A 12,942-nucleotide genomic window follows, 5' to 3' on the forward strand; every position below is an offset into this window, starting at 1 on the left:
ACATGGCAATCCTAGTGACTGGAGGGGCAGGCTATATCGGCAGCCAAATGGTTCTTGACCTGGTTGACGCCGATGAAACCGTTCTCGTGCTCGACGATCTTTCCACCGGTTTTGAAGCCGCCGTTTCTCCCAAATCGCGATTGGTTGTCGGAGATGTGGGCGAGGCGAGTCTAGTGTCCCGTCTCATTGTCGAGCACAACATTGATGCGATCATCCACTTCGCGGGCTCGATCGTCGTTCCCGAGTCGGTGGCCAACCCCCTCTATTACTACTTGAACAATGCGAGCAAGACACGGACACTAATCGAAGTCGCCGTCGCATGCCGCGTTCCGCACTTTATTTTTTCCTCGACCGCTGCGGTATATAGCGCGCAAGGATCACTGCCCGTCAAGGAAGGCGATCCGCTTCTGCCGCAATCTCCGTACGGACGATCTAAGCTGATCTCGGAGTGGATCCTGCAAGATGTTTCAAGGGTGCAGCCTATCAAATTCGCCATCTTGCGGTACTTCAATGTAGCAGGAGCCGATCCGCAAAGAGGCATCGGGCAGTCTACACGAGGCGCTAGTCACCTGATCAAGGCGGCCATCGAAACGGCAACTGGGAAAAGGCCGTTCGTCGAAGTATTCGGAACAGATTATCCCACTCCAGACGGGACCTGCGTCCGAGATTATGTCCACGTAAAGGATCTAGCTGGCGCTCACCGGCTTGCGTTGGCACGGTTAAGAGATGGTGGAGAAAGCATCATTGTGAATTGCGGCTATGGTCGCGGTTATTCTGTCCTGGAGGTCTTGCATGCTGTTGAAAAGATATCGGGAATAAAGCTGGACATTCGCATGGCTGCGCGGCGGCCAGGTGATGCGGCTATGATCATTGCGGACCCAAGTGTAGCGACCACGCAACTAAGCTGGACGCCGACGTTCGACAGTCTCGATGCGATCATCAGGAGCGCACTAGAGTGGGAACTTGCAAGATCGTACTAAGTTGGGCGTTACGAGGGGACCGAAACGTAGATGCGAGCGTTAAAGTCGTGTAGTGCGGTGAAGGTCATGGTCCCTGAGCTGCTGCCGGTTTGATGGACACCGGGTTGAGCTAATCCCACCTTGCGCTCGAACTCAACCGGGCTGAGATAACTGATAGTCGAGTGCCTGCGGGTCGTGTTGTAAAATCTTTCGATGTAATCGAACACATCGGCTCGCGCCTCGTCTCTGGTTTTGTAGATCTTGTTGGCCGTCCGTTCGGTCTTGAGCGAGGAGGCGAAGCTCTCCATCGCTGCGTTGTCCCAGACGTTGCCGGAGCGGCTCATGCTGCAGACGATGGCAAGGTCGGCCATCAGGCGCTGGAACTACTCGCTGGTGTACTGGCTGCCATGGTCGGAGTGGTGCAGTAATGCGTCCGGTTTGCCGCGTCGGCCAAATGGCCGTCAGAAGCGCATCAGTGACCAATTGTGCGTCATGGCCGCGCTCATCGACCAGCCCACCACGCGCCGCTCGATCTCCTGCTGCTCCGGCTTCATCTGCCCTTGGCCAGGAAAGGCCTGCACCGGGTCGGAGCCGAACTCCCTTCACCCATTTGCGTAGAACGTTCTCATGAACGTCCAGCTCGCGACCGGCTTGCGCCACCGATACCCCACGTTTCCCCGACCAGCTTGACCACCTCGACCTTGAACTCGCGACTAAACTTCCGTCCCTTCATCGCCCACCTCCGGCTTCATGAAACACCTAATCTCGGTGTCCATCAAACCGGCAGCAGCTCAGACGCCAGTCTCTTCGACACCCTCGCCGCGCCACACGATGCGGCGGCCGACCTGCGCAAAGGACAGCTCCACTATCTCCCGCACCGAGTGCATCTCGCCGGTGGCGAGCACGAAGTCGTCCGCCCTATCGGCCTGTAGGATCTTGTGCATGCCCTCGACGCAATCTTTGGCATGGCCCCAGTCGGGCTTGGCCTCGAGATTGCCGAGATAGAGCGTGTCCTTCAATCCCACCACATGCGGGCAACGCCACGCGTGATCTTGCGGGTGACGGCGGTCTCGCCTCGGATTGAGCTCTCGTGATTGAACAGGATGCCGTTGCTGGCAAACATGCCGTAGGCTTCGCGATAGTTCACCGTGATCCAGTAGCTGTAGAGCTTGGCTACGCCATAGCGCGAGCGCGGATAGAGCGGTGTTCTGCGGAATCTCCTGCACGAGGCCATAGAGTTCGGGCATCGAAGCCTGGTAGAACCGCGTCTTGTTCTCCATGCCAAGGATGCGGACCGCTTTCAGCAGGCGCAACACGCCGATCGCGTCGGCACTGGCGATGCATTCCGGGCTCTCGAAGCTGACGGCGACGTGACTCTGGGCGGCGAGGTTGTAGATCTCGGTCGGCTGGATTTGCTGCACGAGGCGGATCAGATTGGTCGAATCTGTCATGTGGCCATAGTGCATCAGGAACGGCACGTCGCCGACATGCGGGTCCTAGTACAGATGGTCGACGCGTGCGGTATTGAAAGAGGATGCTCGGATGAGACCTCGGCGAGGAGAGCTGAGCTGGGCCAGCCGGATCGTAGCAGCAGATGGCGCTTGGTGACGCCGTAGTCGCCGCAATTGCCTTCGTATGGGAAAATCTGCCACACCGCATCACGCCAACTTGCAGGCGGAGCCTTCGGCGCTATGCCGAAATTCACCGTCGAATTGATCTGGGCGAGTTCTTGCCAACGCTGAATTGAGGAGCGGAAATCTCTGATCCTCCGATCATCGTGGTGCGGGCAATCCTCGGAATATTGAATGCAGAATCTTGAAGAAGACAGAGATGGTGTTACCGCTCGAAATTTTTAGCTGGAATAGGCGGGCTGGCCGCAAACGCAATACATCATGGCCAGCATGCGCATAGCATGTCTGATTATCGAAACGTTCGCCTGACATTCTTGATTGCTAGGCGGAGTATATTCGATGCTATGGAAGCGCTACGACAATTATGAGGCATCGATCGTGGAGCAGCGCGCGTGCTCGATCTCGACCGACTAAAGCGAATATCGCGCAGCCTATAGCCTCATCTGCAAGATGAACGTCTTTAAGAACTCGGAGCTGCTTGCCTGCTCCATCATCGCGTCCCTAGAAGGCCACTTGCGGACGAACTTAGAGTCCATGCGAGGCCTCGTCAGCAAGACCTCTTCGTGGAAGGGCGGCGCCGCTTTGCGGACGCCGAGTACTATTTGCAGGATGCGCCATTTGTAAACGTCGGAGGTTGTTGATTTCCTTCAGCAACATCAGGCGCCGAAGTTGTGCTCCGTTATGCAGTGATTCAAACAGCGCGAGGATCTCGCGCGCTTGAACGTACACCTCCATATTGATGGCGTGTTGATCGAAACCGTACGATCGAAGGCGAGCTTCGATATCAAGCGCAGCAGAAGCGTCCAGTTGCCAGTCCAGGGCATTATTGATGGTATAGATTTCAGCGACGTCCTGAAATTCCGGGGCAATGCCGGTAAGGTCGACGCGGCGAAGCGTCATCTCGATAGCCTTTTGGCGGTAGGTGTTCAGGACCCGATGCCGCAATATCCGGTAGCGCTGCATCTCCCAGGAGAGCTCGGCGATGTCGATGACGAGCAACCACTCGATCGCTGATTGAGGTGCAAGGTCGCGGAAGATTGCGGCCTGAAGGGCATAATACTGATCGATGTTCTCTCCCGGTAGGAGTTGAGGCGGGTGACACAGCGCCTCGAATTGAGAGGGCAAGACTTTCGCCGAGTGTGCTTGGGGAAGATTGACAGCGCCATTCATTGACCTCGCGCCTCCGACAGCGGGCGTGCTGCTGGTGCAGCCACCTCTACTCCGTTCGCCACATGGACGGGGCTGGCATCCCAAAGCTGCCTTGCGATCGGCAGCGGCGAAATTTGCAGGTTGGTCCACCAGGCTCTTTCGTCTCCGTGTCGGTGTAGGGATTGATGATGCGATCGGCAGAGCGGCACCGTGAATTCGTCGCTGACTTTGCGTCCCAAGGTGCGTGGTTGAGCGAACTTCAGGTGATGCGCATCAGCAGGTGTCTTCTGACAAACGAGACAACCTTGGCTGCGGATGAAGGAGAGGTGGTCCTTGCTTCGTCGTCGGGGCGGCTCCTTTGGGAAGGCGAGGCCGACCTGCTGTCCGGGAGAGGGGCTGGCAGGTGCGAAAATGTCGCCGGATGTCTCCGAAGGAGAATCCTCAGGTAGAGACCGTCGGACCGCTGGCACGGCCGGCTGCTCTGCTGGATCGATGTCTGGAGGGGCAGCTTCCTCGAGCCTCTTCTGGTAGGCGGCCTCAAGAGCGCGAGCGTCCGCCTCTAGAAGAGTGTTCTTGAGGGAAAGGCTGATCTTGGCCCAGGCAAGCAGCTCTTCGACGCCCCCCTGAAGAGCAAGTTCGCCCAAGAGGCGATCGAGAAGCTCGGCCGAGTGTTCAGGGGGCAGGACCGGTGACCGGTTCAGGACGCCCGTAGGCAACTTTCCCTTCGGTCCTGACGCGGTCTGGGCCTCGGTGGCAACGGGAGGCCCTGTAATGACGTCAGGCGCGTCCAAATCGTCCTCTCCGGCTATCCCGACCAGTGCAAAGAGGGCATAGCGGCGGGCATAGGTCAGCGCCGCAACCATCCGGTGCGGCGCTTCGACATCCTTGCTGGCGCAGACCGGAAGGTCCGAAGAAATCCATTCGCCGGAAGCATGGGCCAGCAGGGTAGTGAGGTGGATCTGGCCGGTGACCTTCTCTATCCGAGTAGTCTGGATGGTGGCGATCTCCTGCTGGCTTAACGTCTTGCGGACGATGTCCAGGCCAGAGGCTAGGGACGCGTAGCGGAAGGTCCGATCATCCTCCCGCGGGAATGGTGACCGGATCACCGCCGTCAGGGACTTCTCGGGGTTGGTCAGCTCGGCCTGAGCTCGGGCGAGGGCGGCCGCGATAGTCCCGATGCGCTCACTGGACTGATGCATGGGGCCTCTCCGTCGCCTGAGCCTCGAAGCTGATCGCGCCGGACTTGGACCGCTTGGCCTTGATCCCGTGCCCTGTGGCTTCCTTGGCGTCCTCCGGCATGAGTTTCTTCAAGTCGGCCTTGGCTGCCTCATGTTGCCGTGCGCGTCGCGGGTTCGTAAATAGGTAGCCGCCAGTTCCGCCCATTGATTGGAAGTGGACATATCAACGACTTTGACAGCCTCTAGCCTCGGGCGCGGCGTCTCGATGTTGAACAGAGCGGGCGGCTCGCCACTCTGGACGCAGCGCCAGAACTTTTTCTCGGCGGTAAGGAGGAGATGTTGGTAGAGCGGGTCGGCGTGGATCTTGATCTCGACCCATTTGCCGCCGCCGGTGATGATCGAGAGCACCGCATTGCGGGCGGCGATCACCCACATGTTGTGCTGCAGCTGCGCCATGTGCTTCTCGGCCGCTGCTTCCTCGGTAAAAGCCCAGGGCAGCATGAACTTGGCTTCGAAGACCGCGCCGGTCTGCTCGACGGTCCCGTCCAGCGTTGCGGCCATCCATTTGTGCACGGGGTGACGGACGCGCTTTTGGATGTCCTTGATCGTGTGGCCGCTCGCGCGCTGATACCAGGCGCGGTTTAAGACCTCTGTGACGGTCCCGAGCTGAACGATCAAATTGTCCGAGAGATCCTCCGGCTCTGCTTCGCCGCGCTTTTCGCGCCAAAGGCGAATGAGGCTCTCCTGGTCATCGCCCATGATGATGCGGGCGTCTGAGCCGCCGAAATGCCGGCGGTCGTTTGGGTTGAACCTGATGATTTGATATTGTGGCCCGGCCGGGCCGTCACTCTGTACGCTACCCACTGGTATCTCCTACTCCAGAACAGCGGCGCTTGTCGCCGCACTGCCTGAAGCCTCGCATCTGCGAGGTGAGATACCGGTGGCGCCATCGCGCGCCCGGCCGACTCAGTAATGCTCCAATCGCAGCGGAATGCCAGTCCTTTTTGCAGCAATCTTGTTGCTCGAGTTAGCGCGAGACTATTGGCGATGTTCAGCAAGGGAAAGCCCAGGCGAACGGATTGTGAAGGACGCGCTCTCGCTCAAAATTGACAAATCAAAACCAAAACGGGCGAGTGGCAAGTACCAGAAAGAGGCGCCTTTGGTCTTCAACCGCCTTAAGCGGGGGTGGCGGCGGGCTCCCCTCCTGAATGCATGGAAGCCACGGACCTCGCACGATCATCTCTGTTTCTCGATCCGAGGCTTGAAGTCGTAGCCACTTCGAGGGAAGCGTCGGGACGAGAGCAAGACCCAAGTAGAGGCGGCATGGCGTCAGAACGAAAAATCGCAGCGAACCGATCGAACGCCAAACGAAGCACGGGTCCTAAGACCGAGGCCGGTAAGACGCGGTCGAGCCGCAATGCCCGTCAGCACGGTCTCTCGCGTCTGAATCGAGAAGGCGATGTCAGCTCCAGCGCATTGGCCGGCGCCATCACGGTGGGCCTGGCGCAACAAAGCTTATTCGAGATGGAGAATCTCGTCCGGGCCAATCTGTGGCTGGGCCGCATCCGGCAGGCCCGCCATGATATGCTTGTCGCGCTATTGGAATGCCCGAGCCCGAAGCTGGCGAAGCGTCTTGTTGGATTGGAGCGCTATGAGAAACCGGTTCGGGCCGCGCAACGGCGGGCCCTGAAGCGCTGGCTTAAAGAGATGTGATAAAGAAGGGACGCGCGGGCGGCTAGACGCTGAACGTCAGGGCCTTGCGTCTAGAGAGCCTGTCGAAACCCATGGCGTCAATCGCACGAACGGTGAGGATTTCAATCTGGCTCAATCGTGCGCCAATCGAGCAAGGAGCGTGGCGGCATCGTGAATGCGCCACGCACGAATCGCTCCTGGCTACCGCGCTCGTCTAAGCCAACGTGGAGTCATGCCGCGCCTCAAGCCCGCTCTCGACCGCTCTTCGTTCGTTGCTGTGCTTTTGCATGAACCGGTGAAGCTTGCCGTGCACCAGGTCCCGGATGCACATGCACAGCCTTGGCCGCCAGCGGTTCACCGCATTCAGAGCAGACCATCACGGGATCGAACATCCTCTTGCAGCTCTTGTGCTCGTGCAGCATCGGCCGTCCGCGCGAATCGACCATGTGCACGTTGCCCCAGTGCACGATCGACATGATGATGGGATACAGATCCAGGCCCTTCTGGGTCAGGATGTATTCGTAACGCTTTGGTGCGTCCTGATAGGGGATTCTCCGCAGCACGCCGAAGCGCACCAGCTTCTTCAGCCTGTCGGCGAGCAGATGGCGGGTAATCCCTAGCGACGCCTGGAAGTCGTCAAACCGTCGGATGCGAAGAAAGCACTCGCGAAGGACGAGCAGACTCCAACGATCGCCGATCACAGCGACGGTGCGGGCCAGGGAGCATGGCTCCTCTTCGAGTGCATCCCATTTCATCAACTTGCTCCGCGCTTTTCGACTTCAGAAAAATAAATTCTAAAACAGAACTTACATGATTTCAATAGGATGCTGTTGCCCACGGCATTGGATGACGAATATCATATTGACAGTTCTATAACAGAACTTATGGTTCACGCCGAGCCAAACGAGACGGCGGTTGAACCGCCGATGTAACGAAGGGAAGAGCGTTCCATGGTTGCTGCGCTGAAGGCTGAGTTTCACTTCGATTTCGGCAGTCCCAACGCTTATCTGGCCGAGCTCGCCTTGCCTGATATCGAGAAGCGCACCGGGATCAGGTTCGACTATGTCCCGGTCCTGCTTGGCGGCGTCTACAAGGCGACGGGCAACATGTCTCCGGCGGACTCGCTGCGCGGGATCAAGAACAAGCCGGAATACAATGCGCTCGAGACTGCGCGCTTCCTGCGCCGCCACGGCGTCACGAGGTTCACGCCGAACCCGTTCTTTCCGGTGAATACGCTGAGCCTGATGCGCGGGGTCGTCGCGGCCGAGTTTGAAAGCCTGTTCGAACCCTATTTCCGCGCCGCCTATCATCATATGTGGGTGGAGCCCAAGAAGATGGACGACCCGCAGGTATTTCGCGCGGCGTTCCTGTCCTCTGGTCTCGATATTGACCGCATCATCGCGCGCGCCCAGCAGGATGACGTCAAAAAGAAGCTGATCGAGAACACCACGCGCGCCGTGGAGCGCGGCAGCTTCGGCTCTCCGACCTTCTTCGTCGGCGACGAAATCTATTTCGGCAAAGACAGTCTGCGCGACGTCGAAGAGGAAATCCTCGCGCAGCTCGCCAGCGCCCGGCGCAAGACGGCGTGATCATAACATCTAGGCAAAACTAACAGGCAAAAAGCCGTTTCTCAGGGAGGGTGCCGTGGTCTCATTGACCCAGGAGACAGTCGGGAGCGTGGACGGTCTGCCGAGCCGGATCCATCACGCGATGGCGCCGCATGTCGCAGCAACACCGGATCGCGTGGCGCTGGTCGACGATATGGGGACGCTGACCTATCGCGAACTCGATGCGGCGGTTCAGGCCACCGCTGACAAGCTGCGTGCGCTTGGCATCCGCGCCGGCGACCGCATGATGATCGTCAGCGAGAATTCGATCCCGCTCGCTTGTCTGCTGCTCGCCGCGAGCTTGCTCGATGCCTGGGCGATTGTCGTCAATCCGCGGCTGTCCCCGCGCGAGATCGACCAGATCCGGGATCACAGCGGCGCAAGGCGGGTGTTTTTCACTGCCGGGGTGTCGCAGGAAGCCGCCACTCATGCTGCACGGTGCGATGCGCCGGTGCAGGAGCTTGGGCCGCTGCGCGATATCGGCGTGACCGCGCTGAACACGGACACGGCGGCGGAGCCGGTCGAAGCCGATGGCGCCAAACAAGTCGCAGTTCTCATCTACACCTCTGGCACTACGGGCACGCCCAAGGGCGTAATGCTGACCCACCGCAACCTCTTATTCAGTGCGCGCGGCACCGCCGCGTGGCGCAGGATGACCGCGGCCGACGTGCAATATTGCGTGCTGCCGATCTCGCACATCGTGGGCATCTCGCTGCTCACCATGACCTTGATGGTCGGCGCCAGGGTCCGCCTGGTCGCAAAATACGATCCGGCAGCCCTGGTGAAGGCGATGGCGGAGGAGGGCATCACCATCCTCAACGGTGTGCCTGCGACCTATCAGCGCCTGTTGGAGTACCGCCGCAATGCCGGCCTGCCAAAGCTCGATCGCGGCGCCCTGCGCTTGATCGCGGTCGCCGGCGCGCCGCTTGACCTCGAGCTCAAGTCGCGCGTCGAGCAAGAGCTGGGCCTGCCGCTGCTGAATGGCTACGGGATCACGGAATGCTCACCGGGCATTTCGGGCGTGCGGAGCGAGTCGCCGAGGGCGGATCATGCGGTGGGGACAGTCCTGCCGGGCCTGGAGGCCAAGCTCGTGGGCCGCGACGGCAAACCAGTGGCGGCGGATGCGGTCGGTGAACTCCATGTCCGTGGGCCGAACGTGATGCGCGGCTATTATCGGGCACCGGATCTGACTGCGAAGGCGATCGATCCGGATGGCTGGTTCAATACCGGCGATCTGGCTCGCGTCGAAGGCGATGTTCTCTACATCGTTGGGCGCACCAAGGAGATGATCATCCGGTCAGGATTCAACGTCTACCCGGCTGAGATCGAGGCCGTGCTGAGCACGCACGAGTCGGTGGTGCAATGTGCCGTCGTCGGCCGGCCGGTCGAGGGCAATGAGGAAGTTGTCGCCTTCGTCCAGCTCATCCAGGGTTCCAAGGCGACGGCGCAGGATCTGCTGGCCCACATTGCTCCGCAACTTACCTCGTACAAGCGACCGTCGGAAATTATCCTGATCGACACGCTGCCAGCGACGTCCACCGGCAAGATACTGAAGCACAAACTGGCTGAGTCCCTGCGCAGTCCAGGCTGACGCTCTGCCTCACAAAGAGGTCTCTCGCAACGAAGGAAAAGGCCATGCAGAAGAGAAACGCGACCGCAGCCGTGATCGGTGCAGGAGACTACATCGGTGCCGAGATCGCCAAGAAATTCGCCGCTGAGGGATTTTCGATCTATGCCGGCCGCCGCAACGGCGACAAGCTCGCGCCGCTGGTCAAGGACATCGAAGCCGCGGGCGGCGAAATTCACGCCCGTTCGCTCGATGCCCGCAAGGAGGAGGAGATCACCTCCTTCCTGAATGACGCCGACAAGCATGCGCCGCTCGAGGTCTGCATCTTCAACATCGGAGCCAACGTTAACTTCCCGATTCTCGACACCACCGAGCGGGTGTTCCGCAAGGTATGGGAAATGGCCTGCTATTCCGGTTTCCTGGCCGGGCGTGAGGCGGCGCGGCTGATGACGGCTCGCGGCGGGGGCAAGATCTTCTTCACCGGGGCGACCGCGTCCTTGCGCGGAGGCAGCGGTTATGCCGCCTTCGCCAGCGCGAAGTTCGGCCTTCGAGCGGTCGCGCAGGCGATGGCGCGCGAGCTGGGTCCGAAGAACATTCATGTTGCGCATCTCATCATCGATTCCGGTGTCGATACGGAGTGGGTGCGCCAGCGCCGCATCGAGGCGCTTGGCGCCAACGCGCTCGACAATCCGGACCTCCTGATGCCGCCGGCGGCCGTCGCCGGCGCCTACTGGCAGCTCTACCAGCAGCCAAAGACCGCCTGGACATTTGAGCTGGAGATCCGCCCGTTCGGCGAGAAGTGGTAGGGAGCCGATTCGATGGAGCTCGCATTGTCGCCGCAAGATGCGGCGTTTCGCGACGAGGTTCGCGCATTCATCAGGGATCATTACCCCGAGGAAATGCGCGTTCCGAATCCCGAGACCGATCTGACCAAGGAACAGTCGCTGCTCTGGCATCGCATTCTCTACAAGAGGGGCTGGATCGCGCCGCTGTGGCCGAAGGAATATGGCGGTCCCGGCTGGTCGATCACACAGCGCTTCATTTTCGAGCAGGAGACCTCCCGGGCCGGGACGCTTCCGCCGCTGGCGTTCAGCGTCACCATGGTCGGCCCCGTCATCTACACCTTCGGCAACGAGGCGCAGAAGACAAAATTCCTGCCACGGATCCTGTCCGGCGAGGATTGGTGGTGCCAGGGCTATTCCGAGCCGGGCTCCGGCTCGGACCTTGCGACCGTCAGAACCAAGGCGGTGCGTGACGGCGACCATTATGTCGTCAACGGTCACAAGACCTGGACCACGCTCGCCCAGCATGCGGACTGGATCTTCTGCCTCGTGCGCACCGATCCGAATGCGAAGCCGCAATCCGGCATCTCTTTCCTGCTGATCGACATGAAGTCGCCCGGCGTCACGGTGCGACCGATCATCACGATCGACGGCAGCCACGAGGTCAACGACGTCTTCCTCGAGAACGTCCGCGTGCCGGTCGAAAATCTGGTCGGCGAGGAGAACAAGGGCTGGACCTACGCCAAATTCCTGCTCGGCAACGAACGCACCAGTATGGCCGGCATCGGCCGCTCCACCCGCTACATCAACAAGCTGAAGCGGATCGTGAAGGCCGAGATCCCGGCCGACGATCCCGCGCACCTCGAATTCCTGCGGGACATCGCCAGCATCGAGCTTGACCTGCTGGCGCTGGAGGCGACCGAGCTTCGCGTCGTGGCACAGATGGCGCGCGGCATTGATCCCGGCCCGGCGGCCTCGCTGTTCAAGATTCGCGGTACCGAGATATTCCAGGACATCACCGAGCTCACCCATCGCGCCATCGGCAATTACGGGCTTGCCATCCGCGAGCACCCGGCCAGCGCCAACCATTTCATGCCGGGTCCCGATCACGGCCACACGGCGTCCGAGAAATATCTGAACGCGCGCAAGCTCAGCATCTACGGCGGATCCAACGAGATCCAGCGCAATATCATCGCCAAGGCCGTGCTCGGCCTCTAGCCGCGGCGCATCGGGAGGATCGGATGGATATCCAGTTCACGGAAGAGCAGGAGTTGCTGCGCTCCAGCGTGCAGCGGCTGCTACGGGATCAATACGATTTCGAGGCGCGGCGCAGGATCGTGGCGAGCGAGGAGGGCTTCAGCCGGACGCAATGGCAGGCTTTCGCGGAGCTCGGCCTGCTTGCGGCACCGTTTTCAGAAGAAGCGGGCGGTCTCGGCGGCGGTCCGTTGTCGACCATGATCATCATGCATGAGTTCGGCCGTCACCTCGTCGTCGAGCCCTTCGTCGAGACGGTGGTGCTGGCCGGCGGATTGATCGAGCATCTGGGTACGCCGGAGCAGAAGCAGGATCTCATTCCAGGCATCGTCGACGGCAGCAAGCTCTGGGCGTTGGCCTGGACCGAAAAGGCCTCCCGCTTCGATCTCGCCAACGTCGCCACCCAGGCGCGGCGCGAGGGAAGCGACTATGTCCTGAGCGGCGAAAAGACCATGGTGGTGTCGGCGCCCTGGGCGGATCATCTGATCGTCTCGGCCCGGACCAGCGGCGGCCAGCGCGACTGCGGCGGTGTCGGTCTCTTCGTGGTCGACCGCCATGCCGCGGGAGTTGATCTGCAGAGCTTCAAGACCATTGACGGCCGGCGCGCCGCCGAGATCAGCCTGCGCGGGGTTCGCGCGCAGTTGCTGGGCAGGGAAGGAGAGGGCGTCGGTGCACTGGAGGCCTGCCGCGACCGCGTCATCGCCGCGCTGTGCGCCGAGGCCGTCGGCGCCATCGGCGAGCTGAATTCGGCGACGCTGGACTATTCCAAGACCCGCAAGCAGTTCGGCACGACAATCGGCTCCTTCCAGGTTCTCCAGCACCGCATGGTCGACATGTTCATCGCGCATCAGGAGGCACTCTCGCTGATGCAACATCTGACCCTCAGCCTGAACTCCGGCGATGCCGAGCTGTCGCGGCTTGCCTCCGGCGCGAAGTCGAAGATCGGTTACGCCGGCAAGTTCGTCGCCGACCAGGCGGTGCAGCTTCACGGCGGCATGGGCATGACCGACGAGCTCAACGTCGGGCACTATTTCAAGCGTATCTCCTCCATCAACATCCAGTTCGGCGATCCCGCCTTCCACGTGCTGCGCTACGCGCAGCTGGACGCGGCCGCATAGAGAAG

The 12,942-nt window shown here is 60.7% G+C and carries 10 protein-coding genes and 4 pseudogenes; 7 read left to right on the forward strand and 7 right to left on the reverse strand.

Annotation, left to right across the window (positions count from 1 at the left end; all coding sequences use genetic code 11):
- Positions 1-2 precede the first annotated feature (2 nt).
- Entirely contained in the window at positions 3-980 is a 978-nt protein-coding gene (galE, locus tag I6F17_RS14705) for a UDP-glucose 4-epimerase GalE (RefSeq protein ID WP_225130611.1), read from the forward strand.
- A gap of 107 nt (positions 981-1,087) precedes the next feature.
- Here the strand turns inward: galE and I6F17_RS14710 are convergent.
- The 6 genes and pseudogenes from I6F17_RS14710 to I6F17_RS14735 all read right to left on the reverse strand — a co-directional run.
- Positions 1,088-1,692: pseudogene (locus I6F17_RS14710) on the reverse strand (IS3 family transposase); the annotation flags it as partial.
- 61 nt (positions 1,693-1,753) lie between these two features.
- A pseudogene (locus I6F17_RS14715) lies at positions 1,754-2,500 on the reverse strand (GDP-mannose 4,6-dehydratase); the annotation flags it as partial.
- Positions 2,501-2,556: 56 nt separating this feature from the next.
- Positions 2,557-2,787, reverse strand: a pseudogene (locus tag I6F17_RS14720) (transglutaminase-like cysteine peptidase); the annotation flags it as partial.
- A gap of 328 nt (positions 2,788-3,115) precedes the next feature.
- On the reverse strand, positions 3,116-3,760 hold the full coding sequence (locus I6F17_RS14725) for a hypothetical protein (protein ID WP_225130613.1): 645 nt from the start codon (positions 3,758-3,760) through the stop codon (positions 3,116-3,118).
- The gene (locus I6F17_RS14730) at positions 3,757-4,938 is read right to left on the reverse strand and encodes an ERF family protein (protein WP_225130615.1); all 1,182 of its coding nucleotides are present in this window, start codon (positions 4,936-4,938) and stop codon (positions 3,757-3,759) included. The genes I6F17_RS14725 and I6F17_RS14730 overlap by 4 nt, the downstream gene beginning before the upstream one ends.
- Positions 4,922-5,781 (reverse strand): annotated as a pseudogene (locus tag I6F17_RS14735) (YqaJ viral recombinase family protein). Before I6F17_RS14735 ends, I6F17_RS14730 begins: the two are co-directional and overlap by 17 nt.
- A 459-nt stretch (positions 5,782-6,240) precedes the next feature.
- On the opposite strand from I6F17_RS14735, the gene I6F17_RS14740 reads away from it, so the two are divergent.
- A complete protein-coding gene (locus I6F17_RS14740; RefSeq protein ID WP_225130617.1) occupies positions 6,241-6,630 on the forward strand; it encodes a hypothetical protein in 390 nt (129 codons plus the stop codon).
- A gap of 221 nt (positions 6,631-6,851) precedes the next feature.
- Here I6F17_RS14740 and I6F17_RS14745 read toward each other — a convergent pair whose 3' ends face one another.
- Positions 6,852-7,364, reverse strand: coding sequence for a helix-turn-helix domain-containing protein (locus I6F17_RS14745; RefSeq protein WP_225130619.1), 513 nt, complete (start codon positions 7,362-7,364; stop codon positions 6,852-6,854).
- Positions 7,365-7,559: 195 nt separating this feature from the next.
- Here I6F17_RS14745 and I6F17_RS14750 point away from each other — a divergent pair, with 195 nt between their 5' ends.
- The 5 genes from I6F17_RS14750 (at position 7,560) to I6F17_RS14770 (ending at position 12,937) form a co-directional block, all read left to right on the forward strand.
- Positions 7,560-8,198 carry a 2-hydroxychromene-2-carboxylate isomerase gene (locus I6F17_RS14750; RefSeq protein ID WP_225130621.1) on the forward strand — a complete coding sequence of 213 codons (639 nt, stop codon included), beginning with the start codon at positions 7,560-7,562 and terminating at the stop codon, positions 8,196-8,198.
- 121 nt (positions 8,199-8,319) lie between these two features.
- Entirely contained in the window at positions 8,320-9,807 is a 1,488-nt protein-coding gene (locus I6F17_RS14755) for an AMP-binding protein (protein ID WP_225130658.1), read from the forward strand.
- 44 nt (positions 9,808-9,851) lie between these two features.
- Complete coding sequence (locus I6F17_RS14760; RefSeq protein WP_225130623.1) at positions 9,852-10,589, forward strand: SDR family oxidoreductase; 738 nt, start codon at positions 9,852-9,854, stop codon at positions 10,587-10,589.
- A 12-nt stretch (positions 10,590-10,601) separates the two neighbouring features.
- Positions 10,602-11,783 carry an acyl-CoA dehydrogenase family protein gene (locus tag I6F17_RS14765; RefSeq protein WP_225130625.1) on the forward strand — a complete coding sequence of 394 codons (1,182 nt, stop codon included), beginning with the start codon at positions 10,602-10,604 and terminating at the stop codon, positions 11,781-11,783.
- A gap of 23 nt (positions 11,784-11,806) precedes the next feature.
- A complete protein-coding gene (locus I6F17_RS14770; RefSeq protein ID WP_225130627.1) occupies positions 11,807-12,937 on the forward strand; it encodes an acyl-CoA dehydrogenase family protein in 1,131 nt (376 codons plus the stop codon).
- Positions 12,938-12,942: the final 5 nt, after the last annotated feature.

The organism is Bradyrhizobium sp. NBAIM18, assembly GCF_020193825.1.
Classification (GTDB): domain Bacteria; phylum Pseudomonadota; class Alphaproteobacteria; order Rhizobiales; family Xanthobacteraceae; genus Bradyrhizobium; species Bradyrhizobium yuanmingense.